Raw genomic sequence first — 17,876 nt, forward strand, 5'->3', positions numbered from 1 at the left:
GGATATAACTAATAAAATAAAAAGAGGCCAGTTATTAGCCTCTTTTTTGTTCGATATCAGGACGAGTCAATAATCGTGTTGTTACTGATTAGTAATCCCGATCACCTTTTATCAGTAAATTTGAAAATTAATTATCTTTGCCACCGGCAACGTTTAATTTGTCATAAATATAGTTCTTATAACTATTAACTAATTTTTCATCCTCACAATCATTTAATTTGCCTTGGCATAAATGACGCATTTGAATATTGGCTTTATAGTAAGGTGATAAAGGTAAACGAGCGCGCTCTAACAACATTCCCCCTAAGAAATTAATATCCGTTAATTCTCCAGTAGAAAGGGTTGCACCTTGCGTTAAATTATCCCTTAAGGTGAATTGAGTAATATGTGCTGGATCACTAAAAGGTGATTGATAATTTTTTAGGTCAATATTAGGTTGATGATCACCAAAATAAAGAAATAGGGTGGGGCGCTCTCTATTTGCGACAAAGTGAGAAAAATCTTCAATAGCCGGATCACTGGCAATAATTTTTTCCATATAGTGGCTAAATTTACCCGGTGCATCAGGGCTTTCTGTCTGACCAGCTAATTGATAATCATCACTATGTGAGCCTTTATAAGGGCCATGCTCATACATAGTTAAAGAAAAGATAAATAATGGCTTATCTGTATGTGTTTTTAAGATTTCTTTTAGATAATTAATCATATCTTGGGTAGGGATAGTCCATAAATTCTCTTCTAAACTCCCCGGATAACCCAATTCTTGTGGCTGGATAATCTCATCAACCCCTAATTTTTCATAAGCATATCCCGCGTGATAGGCGTTACGATTAAAGGGAGTGAGCAGTACGGTGTAATACCCTTGAGATTTGAGTTGGCGGAATAAACTTTCATTGAGTTTATCAACCACAAAATAGAACACAGAGTTTTTACGCGCACCAAAATCATCGGTATTTAGACCGGTTAATACTGAGAACTCAGAAAGCCAAGTTCCTCCACCAAAGGTTTGTACTCGTAATGGGCTTTGGGCACTGACACCTTCATCTTTTTTAAACATAAAAAGATCGGGCAAATCCACGTTTTTATCAAATTGGTAAATGGTTGGGTTTACGGTAGATTCTTGTAGTAATACAACAATATCGGGTTTTACCTCGGTTTGTGTTTCCGGTAAGACCACACGATTGGCTTGCTCGATAAAGTAGTTTGCACTTTGTGCATAGTAAGGGGGATGATAAGCCGTTTGATAACCCGACATAATTAAATTAGTCACAGTTCCTCGACCACCGGGAAGCGTACCTTCCCACTCCGATTGCCATTTATTGACTGTAAAATGAATAGTTGTAAGGCCAATAATAATGAGTAATAAGCTACTTAGGCGTGTAGCAATAGGTGATTTACGGGAGAAACGCCACGCGGTAACCATATTAATGATTAGCCAAATAGCCATGGCAATAATCGCGACACCGGCTTCCCAATACTGCGTTAAGGTGCCTAAATTTGAGCTATCAAAAGCAAGGTTAAAATCTGAAAATAGCAGTGACTCTTTATAATAGTGGACTTTAAGCTGATTGATAAACTTGATAATGATAAAGAGTGTCCCTGTTGTGATTGCCGAGAATAGCGCGCGGGACGATAAAACAAAACACAGCGTAAAAATAATAAAATAAACACTGACAGACAGTAGTGCGGTATAAATTAGAGAAGCTTTCTCAAAGACAATAAATAATGAAGCAATAAGAACAAGCGCAAGATATATACGCCCTGATAATTTTTTCATATCTCTTCCGAGCATAGTGATTAAAAGTTTATTGATAAAGACAAGCGAAGAATACCTTAATTGGCTGAATGCTCATATCCAGCCAATCATAAAGAGTAACCAGTTAAGTTAGAATAACCCTTTATCTCGTAAGATATGAAGATCTTTTTTACGTCGAGTGAACCCTGTTCGGTCAAAATACTCAAGAATTTGTACGGCAAGTTTGCGACCTACGGCCAGTTCATCACGAAAATCGGCTGCGGTTACACTGCCGTTAGTTTCGTTATATTTTACGATGATAGCGGCAAATTTTTCTATCGAATCATGAGTATAATAGCGATCGGCAATAATGGGGATAATAAGACCTAGTTGAGCAGCTTTGCGTAATAAGCCTCGTATGACTTTTTCATCATTTTTCATTTCATGGGCGAGATCACGAACCCACCAAGGCTCTGATTGTTGAAAATAGTTTTTGGCAATCTGCCATAGTGCCTCTTGCTCTGCTGTGAAGGCTAACCCATGTGTTGGTAGATGTAGCCAGCCTCGAGTTTGCTTAATAGCACCTTCTTGGCGTAACTGATCAATTAAGTGATAAACCAGCTCATCGTGATAAGTAGGAAGAGCCATACGTTTTAAACGGGAACGCCCCACACCCATTTGATCGTTATGTTGCTGGTGATATTCTTCTAGTGTGCGTAATAGTTTTGCTTTGGCCTGTTCAGCATTGGCTTTCGAAATGACGACGCCGGAAATAGAAATAACATCAAAGGTGGTTAATAGCGTATCAAGTGCAGTTTCCGTCAATTGCTGTGCCCAAGCAAATTGAGTCAATAACAATTCACCTTTGGGTAAATAGAGTGCGAGGTTATCACTCACCGTGTTGGCTTTATCAAGTGCACTTAGCCAAGATAAAAACTCAGCTTGTCGCTTACCCCGACGAGGAGAGTGTAAACAGAGCACTTTAGCCGCCGCTAAAGTTCGTTGTGCACTAATATCACGTAAAATCAGTCTATCGTTATCCACCAGCCACAAGGGTTCATCAAGAATAAGCTCTGCTAATAGCGGTGTTTCATCGGTATTATTTAATAGTGCAATACGTCCTGTAATATGGCGTGTACCATGATGAATATGAACCGGTTGCCAATGTTTAATAGGTTCATCAGCTGTTAGGCTGACTAATATTTTGTGTGAAGGATGAAGTGGTGCTTGTGATAGTAACCAATCACCACGAGAAACCGTTTCTTTACTGACATCACCACTAATATTTATCGCAATGCGCATACCCGCACCAGCTTGTTCTACTGGCTGATTTTGCGCATGTAATGCCCTAATTCTTACCGGTTTATCTGCACCCGTTAGCCAAAAAGTATCACCTAGCGCAATTTGCCCGGCAAGTGCAGTACCTGTGACCACCAAACCCGCACCTTTAATACTAAATACACGATCAATTGCTAAGCGAAAACGCTTATGCCATTGAGGGTGTTGTTGCTCTTGCTGATGTAGGGTAACTAAATAGTCTCGTAATGGCGCGATACCCGCACCCGTTGAGGCAGAAGTAACAAAGATTTGTGGTGCTGACCAACCTAGATTAAGTAAGTGTGTGGTTATCTGCTGTTTAACTTCATCAATACGTGGTGGTTCTACACGATCTGCTTTGGTGAGGATCACTGTGATGTTAGGACAACCGGCAAGACGTAAGATAGCTGTATGTTCAATAGTTTGTGCCATCACACCGTCATCACAAGCGACAATTAATAAGGCGTGAGAAATTCCCCCAATACCGGCCAACATATTAGAAAGAAACTTTTCATGACCGGGGACATCGACAAAACCAATGACTGAACCATCGGTTTGTGGCCAATAGGCATAACCTAAATCGATGGTCATACCGCGTTTTTTTTCTTCAGGTAAGTGAGTTGTATCTACACCGGTGATCGCTTGTATTAATGTTGTTTTTCCGTGGTCTACGTGACCGGCTGTCGCAAAAATCATAGTGATAGAGCCTGTATTAATGCATTTTCATCCTCAAGACAACGTAGGTCGAGCCATAAGCGACCATCCGTAATACGGCCGATAATAGGTTTTTCTAGGTTACGCCAATGTGCCGCAAGGGCATCTAATTGACTTCCTTTCCCATCTTTGGCAGCAAAGGTAAGGGCTGCACTGGGTAAGCTTTCAATCGGTAACGAGCCACTTCCTATTTGCGAAGCACATGAGGATATTGTGATATGGTAGTTATCGCCATAATATGCCTGAAAATGAGGAAGTAACCGTTGCGCCATATCATGAATTTCGGTTTGTGTACGAGTGAGTAAACGTAATGTCGGGATATCCTTGATCATTTTTTCAGGTTGTTGATAAAGTCTTAAGGTGGCATCTAATGCTGCCAATGTCATTTTATCGACACGTAACGCTCGTTTTAGAGGGTGATGTTGGATGGCTTCTATCCACGCTTTTTTACCTAGAATAATTCCTGCTTGTGGGCCACCTAATAGTTTATCTCCTGAAAAAGTGACTAAATCTATACCCTGTTGCAAATAGTCCTGTGGCATCGGCTCGCTAGGTAAACCCAGTGCAGCCAAATTGGTCATAGAGCCACTGCCTAAGTCTATGGCGGTGGGTAAATTCATCTCTTTACCCAGCGCAGCAAGTTGTGCACCTTCAACTTCAGCGGTAAAGCCTTGAATGCTGTAGTTGCTGGTATGAACTTTCATTAGCAACCCAGTATTTTCGTTAATCGCGTTACGGTAATCTTTTAGATGGGTACGGTTAGTGGTTCCCACCTCTTTTAAACGACATCCCGCTTGGCACATCACATCAGGAATACGAAAAGCACCGCCGATTTCAACTAATTCGCCACGAGAAACAACCACTTCTTTATCTGGTGCGACGGTGGCCAGCATTAATAAAACGGCAGCTGCATTATTATTAACAATACAAGCATCTTCGGCGCCAGTTAACTCACATAACAGATCGGCAATGGCTCGATCACGATGTCCTCGAGAAGCACCATCAAGGGAGTATTCTAATGTTGCCGGAGAGCGCATGACTTGGCTTACCGCTTCAATCGCTGACTCTGCCATTAACGCACGACCTAAATTGGTGTGTAATACCGTCCCTGTTAAATTAAAAACCGGTTTTATGGCGGCTTTTCGTTGTAATGCAATACGATTTTTTAATTCTTCCGCCCAATTATCATGCCATTGCGGTAACTGATTATTTTGTCGAATAATGATACGCGCTTCTTCTTGTAGTTTGCGTAAATGTTCAACGATAAAGGTCTGCCCATAACTATCAACTAAAGCTTGAATATCAGCCTGATGGAGCAAACTGTCTATCGATGACAGTTGACTGTAAAGTGAACGCGTATCATGTGTCATGTTAATACCTAATTATTATTCATTGGGGAATAGAAGGGGGTTAATACTACTGCGTGCAAAACCTTCTTCTTCCATTTTTGCATCAAGAATAAGGGAGGCTAAATCGTCAGCCACAGCATCGACGTTAGCATCTTTTTCTTGGTATAAAATTTTTAAATAACTACCACAATCGCCACAGCTTTCTGCTTTGACTGGCGCATTTTCACTATCAAGAGACCAGTAATTTAATTTGCCCGTTAATTCACAATTAGTACATTTTATACGTACCACGTGCCATTCGGTTTCACATAAATTACAGTGTAAATAACGCAGTCCTTGAGTGGTGCCAATTTGTACCATACTCGATACAGGCATACTGTTACAAACGGGGCAAAATTGGCGATTTTCGCCATATTCTGTTTTCGCTTTACCGGGAATGTTTGCCGCCAGTTGCGCCCAGTAAAGTGATAATGCCGCCCAAATAAACACTGATTTATCAGCGGAAACTTTTGAGTATTCATCGTTTAATAGTGCTGTTGCCATCTCTTCTAATTCGGTTTCAGAGGCTTTAGAGAGATTTTCTAAGGCAATTTTAGCACTTTCAGGTACAACGGATTGTAATTCCGCAATGATTGAGGCGAGTAATGCATGCCAATGTTTACCACGCTTAAAGGTCTTTTTATCTAACGGCGCTATACCCGTTTGTTGAGAAAGTAACGGGGTTAAATCTAATTCAAGCGGGTTATCATGTAATGCTTTTTCTTGTGCTAAGGCAATTTCGGCAGCAAATTCAAGATAATCAGCGAAAGGATTGTCTTTGGCTAATGCTTGAAAACGTTCAGCACGACGTTGGTAGAGGTTTTTTAAATTAGGGAATAACACCGGTGGAATAAAGCTGATGCTTTTTTCTGATGGCTCTTTACCTAATTGCTCTTTAGGAACGATGCGAATACTCATAACGTTCTATCTTCCTTCATAGTGTATTACCTACAAATATTGGCATCAGAATAATGCAAAATTTTACTTGAAGCCATGACAGCAGGTAAGGATATAGTCAATTTCTTGTTTATTTACGCTTGAAGATCATCGGGTAAATAAAATAAAAACGGAGGCAACAGTCAGCCTCCGTTTGTTCAGCAAATTAGCGTTAGTGCATTATTTCTGTGACTGCTTTTCGGCTTCTTTTTTCTCTTCTTCCAGTACTTCACGATACCAGCGAGGATGGTGTTTTTTCGCCCAACCGCGAGTCACCCAACCTTCAACCATGCTACGAATTGAGCCTTTCACCCAAAACGCTGCATAAGCGTGAACGATAACGGTAATAATTAGTAAGATTGCGGCAAATGAGTGCACCAGCAATGCAATACGAATCACCGGAATGGAGAAATATTCAGCAAAATAAGGACGCCAGATGATGATGCCACTGACCGTCAGCAGGATCAAACTGATAGATAATGCCCAGTAAATGCCTTTCTGACCTAAGTTATAGTGACCAATATCACCCGCTTCTTCATTTTTTAGCACTTTATGAATATTTTTAGCCCAAACTAAGTCATCTTTATCAATAAAGTTGTACTTCAGGTATCTGAAGAACATAAAGATAAACAAAATCGCCATCGCACTCCCCACAAATGGGTGAAGTAAACGTGACAGTTGAGGCGTACCTAAAATGTTCATAAACCAGTTCAGAGATGGGAAGAAGAAACCCAAACCACTGATGGCTGTGAATAGAAATACAATCACAACAACCCAGTGATTAATTCGCTCTGATGCGGTATGGCGAAGAATTTTATCACCTTTCTTCTTCATCATTTTTGCTCCTCCTTATTCACAGAGGTCTGTGTTTTAGAAGATGCTTCCATCTCTTTTTGTGCCGCTTCTTCATCTTCTTCGGTGGTGCGGTTAGGGCCAACACCTAAGTAGTGGAAGATAGCACCTGCAAATGTAGCAGCAAAACCAACCGCCGCTAATGGTTTCCAAATACCTTTCCAGAATTTAACCGTAGAGCTAATTTCTGGGTTTTCTGGTAAACCATGGTACAGGTTGGGTTTATCCGCGTGATGAAGCACGTACATAACGTGTGTGCCACCAACGCCTTGTGGATCGTAGAGTCCAGCGTTGTCATAGCCACGAGTTTGTAACTCTGTAACACGTTCATTGGCAAGATTAATCATCGACTCTTTTGAGCCAAAATGGATAGCACCAGTCGGACAGGTTTTAACACAAGCCGGCTCTTGACCCACTTCAACACGGTCTACACACAAGGTGCATTTATAAGCACGGTTATCTTCTTCATTAATACGCGGTACGTTAAAAGGACAACCAGCAATACAGTAACCACATCCTATACAGTGCTCAGATTGGAAGTCCACAATACCGTTAGCATATTGAATGATAGCGCCTTCCGCAGGACATGCTTTTAAACAGCCCGGATCAGCACAATGCATACAACCATCTTTACGGATCAACCATTCCAATTTGCCATTCTCTTCAACTTCAGAGAAACGCATCACTGTCCATGATTTAGCCGTTAAGTCCGTTGGGTTGTCATAAACACCGACGTTAGTACCAATTTTATCGCGGATATCGTTCCATTCAGAACAAGCAACCTGACAGGCTTTACAACCAATACAGGTGGTGACGTCGATAAGTTTTGCCACTTCTTCCTTGTAATCCCGCACTTGTGGTGCGGGAGTAAGGGAATTGGTGGCAGAGCGACGAATAATGTCTTGTGATTGCAGTGACATAATTTATCTCCTTACACCTTTTCCACATTAACAAGGAACGCTTTAAATTCTGGCGTTTGTGTATTTGCATCACCGACGAATGGCGTTAGGGTATTAGCAATAAAGCCTTTAACCGCAACCCCTTCAAAACCCCAGTGGATCGGAATACCAATGGTATCCACTTTGCGACCATCAACATCAAGTGTTCTAATACGTTTGGTCACTACAGCTTTTGCTTTAATGTAACCACGTTTGGAACTGACTTTAACGGTGTCACCTTGAGAAATACCTTTTTCTGCCGCTAACCTTTCACCGATTTCGATAAATTGTTGAGGCTGAATAATGGCATTTAACAGCGCATGTTTTGTCCAGAAGTGGAAATGCTCAGTCAGACGGTAAGTCGTACCTACATATGGGAACTCTTCTGCTTTACCCATCTCTTTCCAGTCATCTTTAAACACACGTGCTGCTGGGTTTGAAACAACATTTGGATGCAGTGGGTTGGTACCTAATGGGGTTTCAATTGGCTCATAGTGTTCAGGGAATGGACCTTCTGCCATCTTGTCGATAGCGAATAAACGCCCCATACCTTCAGGTTGCATAATAAATGGACCAACATCAGAGCCAGGTGCGGCATTGCTATAGTCAGGTACATCAATACCTGTCCATTTGCTACCATCCCATTCGATTAACTTGCGTTTTGGATCCCATGGTTGACCTTGTGGATCTGCTGATGCACGGTTGTAAATAATGCGACGGTTTAAAGGCCATGCCCACGCCCAACCTAATGTGTTACCCAAACCTGATGGGTCTGAGTTATCACGGTTAGCCATTTGGTTGCCTTTTTCTGTCCAGCTACCCGCGAAGATCCAACAGCCACTTGCCGTTGTACCATCATCACGTAACTGAGCAAATGAGCTTAGTTGCTGACCTTTCTTCAAAATGATATTGCCATCAGCGTCTTTTAAGTCGACAAGGGCTTTACCATTGCTCTCTTGAGCCACTTCTTCAGATGTTGGATTATTAGGATCAAAGTAATCCCAAGTCATATTCAACACCTGCTCAGGCATTGCGCCACCTTCTTCTTTATAAAGTTGGCGTAAACGATGGAAAATACCTGAGAGAATTTCACCATCAGGCAGTGCAATTCCTGGGGCATCAGCACCTTTCCAGTGCCATTGTAACCAGCGTCCTGAGTTAACAATAGAGCCGTTCTCTTCAGCAAAACAAGTCGTAGGTAGACGGAAAACTTCAGTTTGGATATCTGCTGTTTTCACATCATTCTCTTCACCGTGGTTTTGCCAGAAACAAGATGTTTCTGTATTTAACGGATCCATGGTGATAAGGAATTTCAGTTTTGATAATGAGCGGATCACTTTGTTCTTATTCGGGAATGAAGCTACAGGGTTAAAGCCTTGGCAGATATAGCCATTGACTTCACCTTTATCCATCATTTCGAAATATTGTAGAACGTCGTAAGGTTTATCCCATTTAGGTAATAGTGAGAATCCCCAATCGTTATCACGTTGAGCATGATCACCATAAAATGTCTTCATCATACTGACGAAGAATTTAGGATAGTTACCCCAGTAGTTAACCTGCCCTTGGACGGTCGGTTTTGGCGTATTGGCTGCTAAATAGGTTTCTAACGATGTTTGCTTTTCAGAAGGCAAGGTTAGGTAACCTGGTAAGCTTTGTGATAGCAGACCAAGATCTGTTAAGCCTTGAATATTAGAGTGACCACGTAGAGCATTAACACCGCCACCTGCCATACCCATATTACCTAACAGTAATTGGATCATCGCCATAGTACGAATGTTTTGTGCACCAACAGTGTGTTGAGTCCAGCCTAATGCATACAGGAAAGAGGCTGTTTTGTCTTTCGCCGCTGTTTCAGCAATATATTCACAGACTTTTAAGAAATCTTCTTTTGGTGTACCGCAAATCTGAGTGACCACATCAGGCGTATAACGACTAACGTGTTCTTTTAATAGATTCCAGACACAACGAGGATGTTGAAGCGTGGTGTCGCGTTTAGCGAAACCATTTTCATCCATCTCGTAATTCCAAGTGGTTTTATCATATTGACGTTTTTCAGGATCGTAACCACTAAAGAGACCATCATCAAAATGGTAATCTTCGCGAACAATCAAGCTGGCATTGGTATAAGCCTCAACGTACTCTTTTTGATATTTTTTATTTTCGAGCAGATATAAGATAACCCCCGATAAGAAGGTGATATCTGTACCTGAACGAATAGGCGTATAGAAATCCGCAACAGACGCAGTACGTGTGAAGCGAGGATCAATCACAATTAACTTGGCTTTATTATGGATTTTAGCTTCCATCGCCCAGCGGAAACCGACAGGGTGTGCTTCAGCCGCATTACCGCCCATAACGACGATAAGGTTGGCATTTTTCATATCAACCCAGTGGTTGGTCATCGCACCGCGACCAAATGTTGGAGCAAGACTTGCTACCGTTGGTCCGTGTCAGACACGCGCTTGGTTGTCGACAGCCAGCATCCCAAGTGCTCTTGAGAATTTCTGGGTCAAAAAGCCTGTTTCGTTACTTGCTGCGGAGGCACAAAGCATCCCCGTTGATAACCAACGGTTTACTTCAACACCTTCTTTATTGAATTTTTCGAAGTTGGCATCGCGATCTTTTTTCATTAAGCGTGCGATACGATCAAAGGTCTCTTCCCATGAAAGTTTTACCCATTTATCTGAGCCGGGAGCACGATATTCAGGATATTGTAAACGGCCTTTACTATGGATAAAATCAACGAGACCAGCACCTTTAGGACAAAGTGCACCACGGTTTACTGGGTGGTCAGGATCACCTTCAATATGGAATATGGTTTCTTTTGCGTTTTTCGCGCCATCGCCCAGACTATACATTAATAGTCCACAACCGACAGAACAGTACGTACAGGTATTGCGAGTTTCACGGGCACGCAGTAATTTATACTGACGCGAGCCTGCTAACGCAACAGCGGGTGCAAAACCTAAGGCAGCCGCTGTAGTACCTGCCATACCGCCAGCACAGATCTTAAAGAACTGTCTTCTGCTGACCTGCATGGGGTCTCTCCTCATCATACATTGCTTTTACTGACTCTGATTTTCTTCACGAAAACAGGAGCTGATTGTTTTTTTATTCCTATTATCCTTAATAGGATCAGGTTCATTGCCTGATAGGTAGTGTAAAATCGTTTTACCCGTATTGTTATTATGTATTAATAAAATTAGGAATTCATCTTATGGATGAAACAAAATCGACAAACTTGTTAACTAAACGTGTAATTGTTGGCATAGATCAAACAACTGTGCAACACAAAGGCTCCCTTAACCAAGCAGAGCAGGATTATATTGCACTCGAAGTTCCAGTTGCATTAGTGTACAACGGAATATCTCACGTTGTTATGATGGCAAGCCCTAAAAATTTAGAGTTATTTGCTGTCGGATTTTCCTTATCTGAAGGCATTATAGGATCTTCTAACGAAATTCGCAGTATTGAAATCGTTGAAAGTTGCCATGGTGGCACAGAAGTACAAATTGAATTATCAAGTCGGCGCTTTATGCAATTAAAAGAGCGACGTCGTAGTATGGCGGGACGCACCGGATGCGGTATTTGTGGTACAGAGCAATTAGCAGAAATTTTTCGCCCTATAGCGCCATTACCTTTTACACAAACATTTTCACTCTCTTTGCTTGATAACGCACTCGAGCAACTAAAAACCGTACAGGAAATTGGCGAGCTAACAGGGTGTACTCATGCCGCAGCTTGGCTATCTCCTGAGGGGCAATTACAAGGCGGTTGCGAAGATGTCGGGCGCCATGTAGCACTTGATAAGTTGATTGGCTTAAAAACACAACAAAAGTGGACAGAGGGTGCAATATTAGTATCAAGTCGTGCAAGTTATGAAATGGTGCAAAAATCAGCAATGTGTGGTGCCGAAATTTTATTTGCGGTTTCCGCTGCAACCTCACTCGCCGTTGAAGTGGCGAATCAATATAATTTGACGCTGGTGGGTTTTTGTCGCCGTGGAAGAGCAACTGTTTTTACTCATCCACAACGACTCACTGATTAACGTATGCGGTGAAACATCCAAAGGTTGGGTTCCAGATAGACACCATATTGACGTTGAATATCGATATTTAACGGTGCCAGCCCCATAGGAATGGTGTAGTCACCACTGACAGGAAATCGTAATGAAGTCCATTGTTGCCATTTTTCTGTCGGTGCTTCAATTTTCATAGACTGTGGGGCAATTTTGATCGTGGTGGCACCTAAGCGCCAATGTGTACGTATCCAAGGATCAAAGGGCTCATCATTATCGTTTTTCCATTGGCAATATTCAGCAAAAGAGTGCAATGGATAACAATGTTTTAATGTAGGGCGTACAGGTACAGCAACACCAAGGTAACCTTGTTTTTTTGCATGCTCCTTTAAGGTATTAATTAAGCGTTGAGCAATACCTTTCCCCCGATAATGATGATCGATAGTAACCGACAAAGCAGAAATAAGATGGCAAGGTAATTGTTGTTCTTCAGCCTCCATGCCTAGCTGAAAAACACGATCCCAACCTTCATCCGGTAAATCGTTGAGAGAGTTGGTTTGCCAAGGTAACGCAATGGAGTTAATTACACCGATAACCTTTTCTTCTGTTTGCGTTTTTAATACCGCCATAAATTGGTAATGGGAAAAAGGCACATCATATAAGCGTTCCCAATAGCTATCATCAACAGAAGTTCCCATCATAAAAGCAGGCCAATGGTTGGCTATCATGGCTTCTGCTTTATCTAACAAATCGCTGCGATGGTAAAAATCGGTGATAAATATATTCATGATATACATATACCTTTTGTTAAGAAGCAATAGGTGTCCATAGTTCACCTAATTTATAGTCCCACTCTTTTGGTTTAATGGGAATGCGCCCCGCATTGGGGGTAAAGGTCATTTCACTAAACAGTAGTGTGGTTTCTGACATTAAAAAATCGACCCGACAATAGGCAAAACCGTTAGCTAATTTGTTGGCTAATGTGAGCATATTGTCAAATTGTAGCGGTTTTTCAATATATTCTGGGGTATTGGGATCTTCTAAAGTAAAAGGCTGTAATTGCCATTGTGTATCATAAACATTGATATACTCGCATCCCTTTGTATCCGAAATATCAATTTCCGCATAATGAGGCTGACCATGAAAACAGTGGATACGGCATGTGGTTGGGATCATCGGACATTGAGTATCAAAAAGGTCGATATACTCTTCACAGATAATTTGCGCACTAATATTTTTATAATGCCATTCACGAGTAACGTGGTAGAGATTTCTCTTTAAATGAAAATTAAGTTTCTTTTTTGCCATCTCCAAATCAAATTGAGATTTATCAAGGCAAATAATAGTACTGCCACTGTCATGATTACATTTTAATACGAAACGGTTAGGTAGTGTATTAAGTTCGATTTCATTTGGATGGCGATAAGTATTAAGGATTTTGACCAGATATTTTTCGCCTATCTTTTCTTTTACATACTCCCTGACACTGATTTTATCTGCTAAGCGTGTATAGATAGGATCTCTATCAAATAACATACGTGCATTGATTTTTTCATTCAATGACATGGGGTGGCGAAAATTAGGTTGATAACCTAAGTTACGAATAAATTTATTTTTTAGATAAACACGATCTGGCTGTGCGAGCGTGCGTAATTGTTTGAAATAATATTCTAAAATTTTCATATGCAACTGTTTATTTTAAATATTTAAGTAAGATAAATATAAATTTTTATTTATATAATTTTGCCTTAGGAGAAATTAATTTTTTATTAATTTAGCCTTAATGTTTTTATGTATTTATAGAAAACAAAAATACAAAAGAATACAGATATATTCTTTGTTGTATTATCATTTTTTTATATAGAATCAATGGCTTTCTAGATAAGCTTTATAGAATAAAAAAACTATTATAGAAGAGAAAGCAATATTGACATTAAGAGAGAATTAATAAAAAGATGAGAAATTAAATATATATTAATATGTAGACCAATTTGTTATATTTATAGGTCTATCCCAGCGGTTAAAACGCAATCCTTTGCCTGTCCTATTTCCATGTGTATCTAAAATCTCATAATACTCTTCAACTATTTGGCTACGACCGCGTTGCCATTCATTGGTGGTAGCAGCAGGATCGATTAAATAAATATCACCGACAACGGTATATAACTCACCTAAATAACGAACTTTACGTGTGGTGGTGGTGGAATAGTGAGAGAACATCACTTGGTAGGTTTTATAGTGTTCAGGTTGCCCATAAGGGCCATATTTCATCGCAATATAGCGAATTCCTTTAGTACCAACAGGACTCGTACCACCTGGCGTTGGCATATCGGGTGTAATATTAAAAAGAGTATAACGTGAGCCAACCGTTGGTTGCCTTAGCGCTTGGCGATAACTATAGCTATCCATTCCTGAAGCTGTCCATGTTCTATCCACCAGACCATTTCCTGCCCAACAGTAGCAAGATAAGGCGAGTAAAGGGAATGAAAGAGGGATAAACAAGGCTCTAGCCAACATAAATACTCCTTTTTATTACTATTATGATGCCAGAAAACTAGGGGGTTATTCCGTAAAATAACGCTATAACAGCGTGCCATTTCTGATGCTTATCCCTTTCCATTCCAAAAGGTTATTAAAAACAGAAAATAATTGATTATATTTTGGACAAAAAAAACGTTTAGATAATAAAGGTGAAAAGGTGATAAATAAGACAGTGTAGAGGTAACCGTTTATGAACCCATTAACGACATTACATGTTGCAAGCGTACAACTACAACATAAGGCTAATGATAAAGATTATAATTTAGCCAAAATACATCAGTTTATTGAGATGGCTGCCAGTGAAAAAGTGAATCTTCTAGTATTTCCTGAAATGTGTATCACGGGATACTGGCATGTCCCTAAATTACCGGCGCAACAGGTTTATGCATTAAGTGAAAAACTGGCTGATAGCGCATCATTAAAATCCATTAAACAAAAAGCACAACAGTATGCAATGGCTATTGGTGTTGGATTAATTGAACGGGATAACAATAATAATTTGTATAATACTTGGGTTGTTTGTATGCCTGATGGTTCATTACAAAAACATCGTAAATTGCATGCATTTGAACATCCGGTTATTTGTAGCGGAGATCAATACACCGTATTTGATACCCCATGGGGGGTTAAAATAGGTATTTTAATTTGTTGGGATAATAATTTAGTTGAGAACGCACGGGCGACGGCGTTATTAGGGGCAGATATTTTATTGGCTCCTCATCAAACTGGCGGAACCCACTCTCGTAGTCCACACAGCATGAAACCTATTCCAATGGCGTTGTGGGAAAATCGTCAGCAAGATCCACAAGCGTTACAAGCTGCTTTTCAAGGTGAACATGGCAAAGGATGGCTAATGCGCTGGTTACCTGCTAGAGCTCACGATAATGGTATGTTTATCATCTTTAGTAATGGGGTTGGGCGTGATGAAGAAGAGGTGAGAACGGGTAATGCGATGGTTATCGATCCTTATGGACGTATTGTAAAAGAAAGCTGTGCGATAGAAGACGATATGGTCGTTACGGATATTGATTTAACGCTTTTGCCTGAATCAACAGGGAGACGCTGGTTAACGGGCAGAAGACCAGAGCTATATCAGATCCTCACCACTCGACAAGGTAATGAACAAGATCCGATTTCCGTTCGTTTTGGTAACAAAGACTAATAGAGATAATTATAAAAAGAGCATAATTATTTATCGGACAAAAGATTAACACCTAATATTAATTTTACTAATTTATTTTATGTTAGAATAATAAAAGAAACTAATATAGGTTTGATGATAAATAATGGATACACGTTTATTAAATGCTTTTGTGGTGTTAGCTGATACAGGGCACTTTGGTGAAGCCTCCAAACAGCTTTGTATTAGCCAACCCGCATTAACTAAACAAATTAAAACGTTGGAATCACAACTGGATATCGTGTTGTTTGAGCGTGGTCGCCATGGTGCAAAGCTCACGCAAGAAGGACAATATTTACTCAATCAAGCTCAAGTAGTATTACGGGAATCCCATATTTTAGAAAAACAAGCTCGTCAATTAGTTGAGCCACAAAAAGTCTCACTTTATGCGGGATTCGGTCTGTCATCATTAAGTTTTATTACTTCACTATTGGCGAGATTTAATCAAATTGAGCCAAATATTAGCGTCAATATTGATGATATGTCTTCTCATAAAATGGAAGAAAAATTATTAATGGGTGAACTTGATGTGGCTTTTTCTCGTTTACCCGTTATGCCCCCTTTACAAGGGATAGCGTTGACACAAGAGCAACTGATGTTAGCTATTGCAACACAACATATTACGGTGTTGGAGGCAGATTATAACCCATTACATTATTTCGACTCATTAGGGCTTATTCTACTTGCTCCAGAAAAAGGGAAAAAACTGTATCAGCAGATACATGCTTTTTTACAACAGCATAAACTAGCACCGCGTTTATTACAGCAATCTCAAGATATTCAGACCCAATTAGCGCTAGTTGCAGCTGGGTTAGGGATAGCATTAGTGCCTAAAAGCGCGCAATTAATTTGTGATAAACAAAGAGTCACATTGTTACCTCTATCTGGGTTATACACACAATGGAAAATTGGTGTAATTTGGAATAGTAATATTAAAAATAAAGAACGTGATCTTTTTATTAAAATAATTACTGAAAAAATTGATATTAAATAAACAATTAGCTTTCTTTATTTCTTTTAATATAAATATTCTATTTCAATTTTTAGTCTCTATTAAATATTAATTAGTTTTAAAATAAATAGGAATAATCAACTGAGATCACTCTCACAAAAAATAAACATAAGTTTATAAAGGTTTTATTTAAGCTTTATGATAAAAAATAATTTAAAACATTAAGTTAAATGATTTTTGTTTTGTTAAATGTATTTAATGGGAATTAGCGTGCTTTAAAAGATCTATTTACAATAAAATAAGAATGTTTAATATCAAAGGGCAGTCAACTCAAGAAAGGTACTTGCCTTGTTTTCATATTGAGTAAGAAAGAGAGAATTAAAATATTTCTCTCATGGATAATTTATTAGTGATAATAAATTATGATCTTATGTAATAAATAATAAGGAAGTTATTATGAAAAAAATAAACATTTTTACGGGTACTCTATTTGTTTTATCTAGCATAAGTATGGCACAAGCAGAAATCCATTCTAATCAAAGTGGCCCTTTAACCACCATGAGTGTGGGGGCAAGTGATCCCGTGACTCGTGGCCCTCATCAATCAGCAGGTGGGGAGCCGGGTGTCGGTATTTCTAATCTATATGGAGGGAAAAAAATTGGTTTTGCGTCATTAACACCAAATAATATGAGTGGTGGGGCGGATAGCCATGGTGTTTATACAATACAACCCAATGAAAATACACCAGCTAGCCATAGTAATATGGGGGTATTTCATTTTTCACAGGTGACTGATGCCAATGTCTATTTTGGTACTTGGGCAAAAACAGCCTCTGTTACAGATATCACTCATCAGTCTTATTATGTAGGTAAAGAGGTTACTAGTACGCTACCGACAGACAGTGCAACTTATACCGTAACAGGTATCAGTCAATATAGTGGTGATAATTTACTGTCTGGTACTTTTGATGTTGATTTTTCACAAAAGACAATTGGTGGCTCACTGGCTAATAACCTACGTACTGTCGAGTTAGAACGTGGCAATATTTATACCGCAAATAACCAAGTAACTTTCTCTGCAGATGCAAAAGAAGATACCACATCCGGTATTGTTGAAGGGGCGTTCTTTGGTGAAAATGCTGAAACATTGGCAGGTATTGTCGTCTTCCACACCGATCATACTAAAGATATTGGTTTTGGGGGAAGCAAAAATAGTGCTGAAGTAGATACTGCAACAGATAGCGTAACAGATAGTGCAGAAGCCTCTTAACGTTAGGTTTTAAGTTCGGAGCTTAAAAACAAT

The 17,876-nt window shown here is 39.8% G+C and carries 14 protein-coding genes; 4 read left to right on the plus strand and 10 right to left on the minus strand.

Annotation, left to right across the window (positions count from 1 at the left end; translation table 11 throughout):
* Positions 1-127: 127 nt before the first annotated feature.
* From GWI58_RS16025 to fdnG, 7 genes are all read right to left on the minus strand, one after another.
* Positions 128-1,777: an LTA synthase family protein gene (locus tag GWI58_RS16025; protein ID WP_161769366.1), complete on the minus strand. Its 1,650-nt coding sequence runs from the start codon at positions 1,775-1,777 to the stop codon at positions 128-130.
* Between the two features lie 108 nt (positions 1,778-1,885).
* Positions 1,886-3,748: a selenocysteine-specific translation elongation factor gene (selB, locus tag GWI58_RS16030; RefSeq protein ID WP_049210440.1), complete on the minus strand. Its 1,863-nt coding sequence runs from the start codon at positions 3,746-3,748 to the stop codon at positions 1,886-1,888.
* A complete protein-coding gene (selA, locus tag GWI58_RS16035; RefSeq protein WP_004249963.1) occupies positions 3,745-5,136 on the minus strand; it encodes an L-seryl-tRNA(Sec) selenium transferase in 1,392 nt (463 codons plus the stop codon). Before selA ends, selB begins: the two co-directional genes overlap by 4 nt.
* A gap of 15 nt (positions 5,137-5,151) precedes the next feature.
* Positions 5,152-6,072, minus strand: a complete 921-nt coding sequence (gene fdhE, locus GWI58_RS16040; RefSeq protein ID WP_161769367.1) for a formate dehydrogenase accessory protein FdhE — start codon at positions 6,070-6,072, stop codon at positions 5,152-5,154.
* 198 nt (positions 6,073-6,270) lie between these two features.
* Positions 6,271-6,927, minus strand: a complete 657-nt coding sequence (gene fdoI, locus GWI58_RS16045; RefSeq protein WP_004246538.1) for a formate dehydrogenase cytochrome b556 subunit — start codon at positions 6,925-6,927, stop codon at positions 6,271-6,273.
* On the minus strand, positions 6,924-7,862 hold the full coding sequence (gene fdxH / locus GWI58_RS16050) for a formate dehydrogenase subunit beta (RefSeq protein ID WP_004246537.1): 939 nt from the start codon (positions 7,860-7,862) through the stop codon (positions 6,924-6,926). Before fdxH ends, fdoI begins: the two co-directional genes overlap by 4 nt.
* 11 nt (positions 7,863-7,873) lie before the next feature.
* Positions 7,874-10,921 carry a formate dehydrogenase-N subunit alpha gene (gene fdnG / locus GWI58_RS16055; RefSeq protein ID WP_080749536.1) on the minus strand — a complete coding sequence of 1,016 codons (3,048 nt, stop codon included), beginning with the start codon at positions 10,919-10,921 and terminating at the stop codon, positions 7,874-7,876.
* A gap of 179 nt (positions 10,922-11,100) precedes the next feature.
* On the opposite strand from fdnG, the gene fdhD reads away from it, so the two are divergent.
* Complete coding sequence (fdhD, locus tag GWI58_RS16060; protein ID WP_004246534.1) at positions 11,101-11,931, plus strand: formate dehydrogenase accessory sulfurtransferase FdhD; 831 nt, start codon at positions 11,101-11,103, stop codon at positions 11,929-11,931.
* Here fdhD and GWI58_RS16065 read toward each other — a convergent pair.
* The 3 genes from GWI58_RS16065 to umoA all read right to left on the minus strand — a co-directional run bounded on the left by GWI58_RS16065 (position 11,928) and on the right by umoA (position 14,418).
* Positions 11,928-12,689, minus strand: a complete 762-nt coding sequence (locus tag GWI58_RS16065) for a GNAT family N-acetyltransferase (protein WP_232464478.1) — start codon at positions 12,687-12,689, stop codon at positions 11,928-11,930. The two genes, fdhD and GWI58_RS16065, sit on opposite strands and share 4 nt — an antisense overlap.
* Positions 12,690-12,708: 19 nt before the next feature.
* Positions 12,709-13,584 carry an ATP-grasp fold amidoligase family protein gene (locus GWI58_RS16070; protein ID WP_004246527.1) on the minus strand — a complete coding sequence of 292 codons (876 nt, stop codon included), beginning with the start codon at positions 13,582-13,584 and terminating at the stop codon, positions 12,709-12,711.
* A gap of 291 nt (positions 13,585-13,875) precedes the next feature.
* Positions 13,876-14,418, minus strand: a complete 543-nt coding sequence (gene umoA, locus GWI58_RS16075; RefSeq protein WP_004246526.1) for a flagellar biogenesis regulator UmoA — start codon at positions 14,416-14,418, stop codon at positions 13,876-13,878.
* A 214-nt stretch (positions 14,419-14,632) separates the two neighbouring features.
* On the opposite strand from umoA, the gene GWI58_RS16080 reads away from it, so the two are divergent.
* The 3 genes from GWI58_RS16080 to GWI58_RS16090 all read left to right on the plus strand — a co-directional run bounded on the left by GWI58_RS16080 (position 14,633) and on the right by GWI58_RS16090 (position 17,843).
* The gene (locus GWI58_RS16080; protein WP_161769368.1) at positions 14,633-15,604 is read left to right on the plus strand and encodes a nitrilase family protein; all 972 of its coding nucleotides are present in this window, start codon (positions 14,633-14,635) and stop codon (positions 15,602-15,604) included.
* A gap of 124 nt (positions 15,605-15,728) precedes the next feature.
* A complete protein-coding gene (locus GWI58_RS16085; RefSeq protein ID WP_004246524.1) occupies positions 15,729-16,616 on the plus strand; it encodes a LysR family transcriptional regulator in 888 nt (295 codons plus the stop codon).
* Between the two features lie 414 nt (positions 16,617-17,030).
* Positions 17,031-17,843, plus strand: coding sequence for a Slam-dependent surface lipoprotein (locus GWI58_RS16090; RefSeq protein WP_017628727.1), 813 nt, complete (start codon positions 17,031-17,033; stop codon positions 17,841-17,843).
* The last annotated feature ends 33 nt before the right edge of the window (positions 17,844-17,876 follow it).

This window comes from Proteus sp. G2674, from assembly GCF_009915195.1.
Lineage (GTDB): Bacteria > Pseudomonadota > Gammaproteobacteria > Enterobacterales > Enterobacteriaceae > Proteus > Proteus mirabilis.

Bases quoted from the DNA above. Each gene is read 5' to 3' on its own strand.
- GWI58_RS16025 (WP_161769366.1), bottom strand. From the start codon at position 1,777: ATGAAAAAATTATCAGGGCGTATATATCTTGCGCTTGTTCTTATTGCT.
- selB (WP_049210440.1), bottom strand. From the start codon at position 3,748: ATGATTTTTGCGACAGCCGGTCACGTAGACCACGGAAAAACAACATTA.
- selA (WP_004249963.1), bottom strand. From the start codon at position 5,136: ATGACACATGATACGCGTTCACTTTACAGTCAACTGTCATCGATAGAC.
- fdhE (WP_161769367.1), bottom strand. From the start codon at position 6,072: ATGAGTATTCGCATCGTTCCTAAAGAGCAATTAGGTAAAGAGCCATCA.
- fdoI (WP_004246538.1), bottom strand. From the start codon at position 6,927: ATGATGAAGAAGAAAGGTGATAAAATTCTTCGCCATACCGCATCAGAG.
- fdxH (WP_004246537.1), bottom strand. From the start codon at position 7,862: ATGTCACTGCAATCACAAGACATTATTCGTCGCTCTGCCACCAATTCC.
- fdhD (WP_004246534.1), top strand. From the start codon at position 11,101: ATGGATGAAACAAAATCGACAAACTTGTTAACTAAACGTGTAATTGTT.
- GWI58_RS16065 (WP_232464478.1), bottom strand. From the start codon at position 12,689: ATGAATATATTTATCACCGATTTTTACCATCGCAGCGATTTGTTAGAT.
- GWI58_RS16070 (WP_004246527.1), bottom strand. From the start codon at position 13,584: ATGAAAATTTTAGAATATTATTTCAAACAATTACGCACGCTCGCACAG.
- umoA (WP_004246526.1), bottom strand. From the start codon at position 14,418: ATGTTGGCTAGAGCCTTGTTTATCCCTCTTTCATTCCCTTTACTCGCC.
- GWI58_RS16080 (WP_161769368.1), top strand. From the start codon at position 14,633: ATGAACCCATTAACGACATTACATGTTGCAAGCGTACAACTACAACAT.
- GWI58_RS16085 (WP_004246524.1), top strand. From the start codon at position 15,729: ATGGATACACGTTTATTAAATGCTTTTGTGGTGTTAGCTGATACAGGG.
- GWI58_RS16090 (WP_017628727.1), top strand. From the start codon at position 17,031: ATGAAAAAAATAAACATTTTTACGGGTACTCTATTTGTTTTATCTAGC.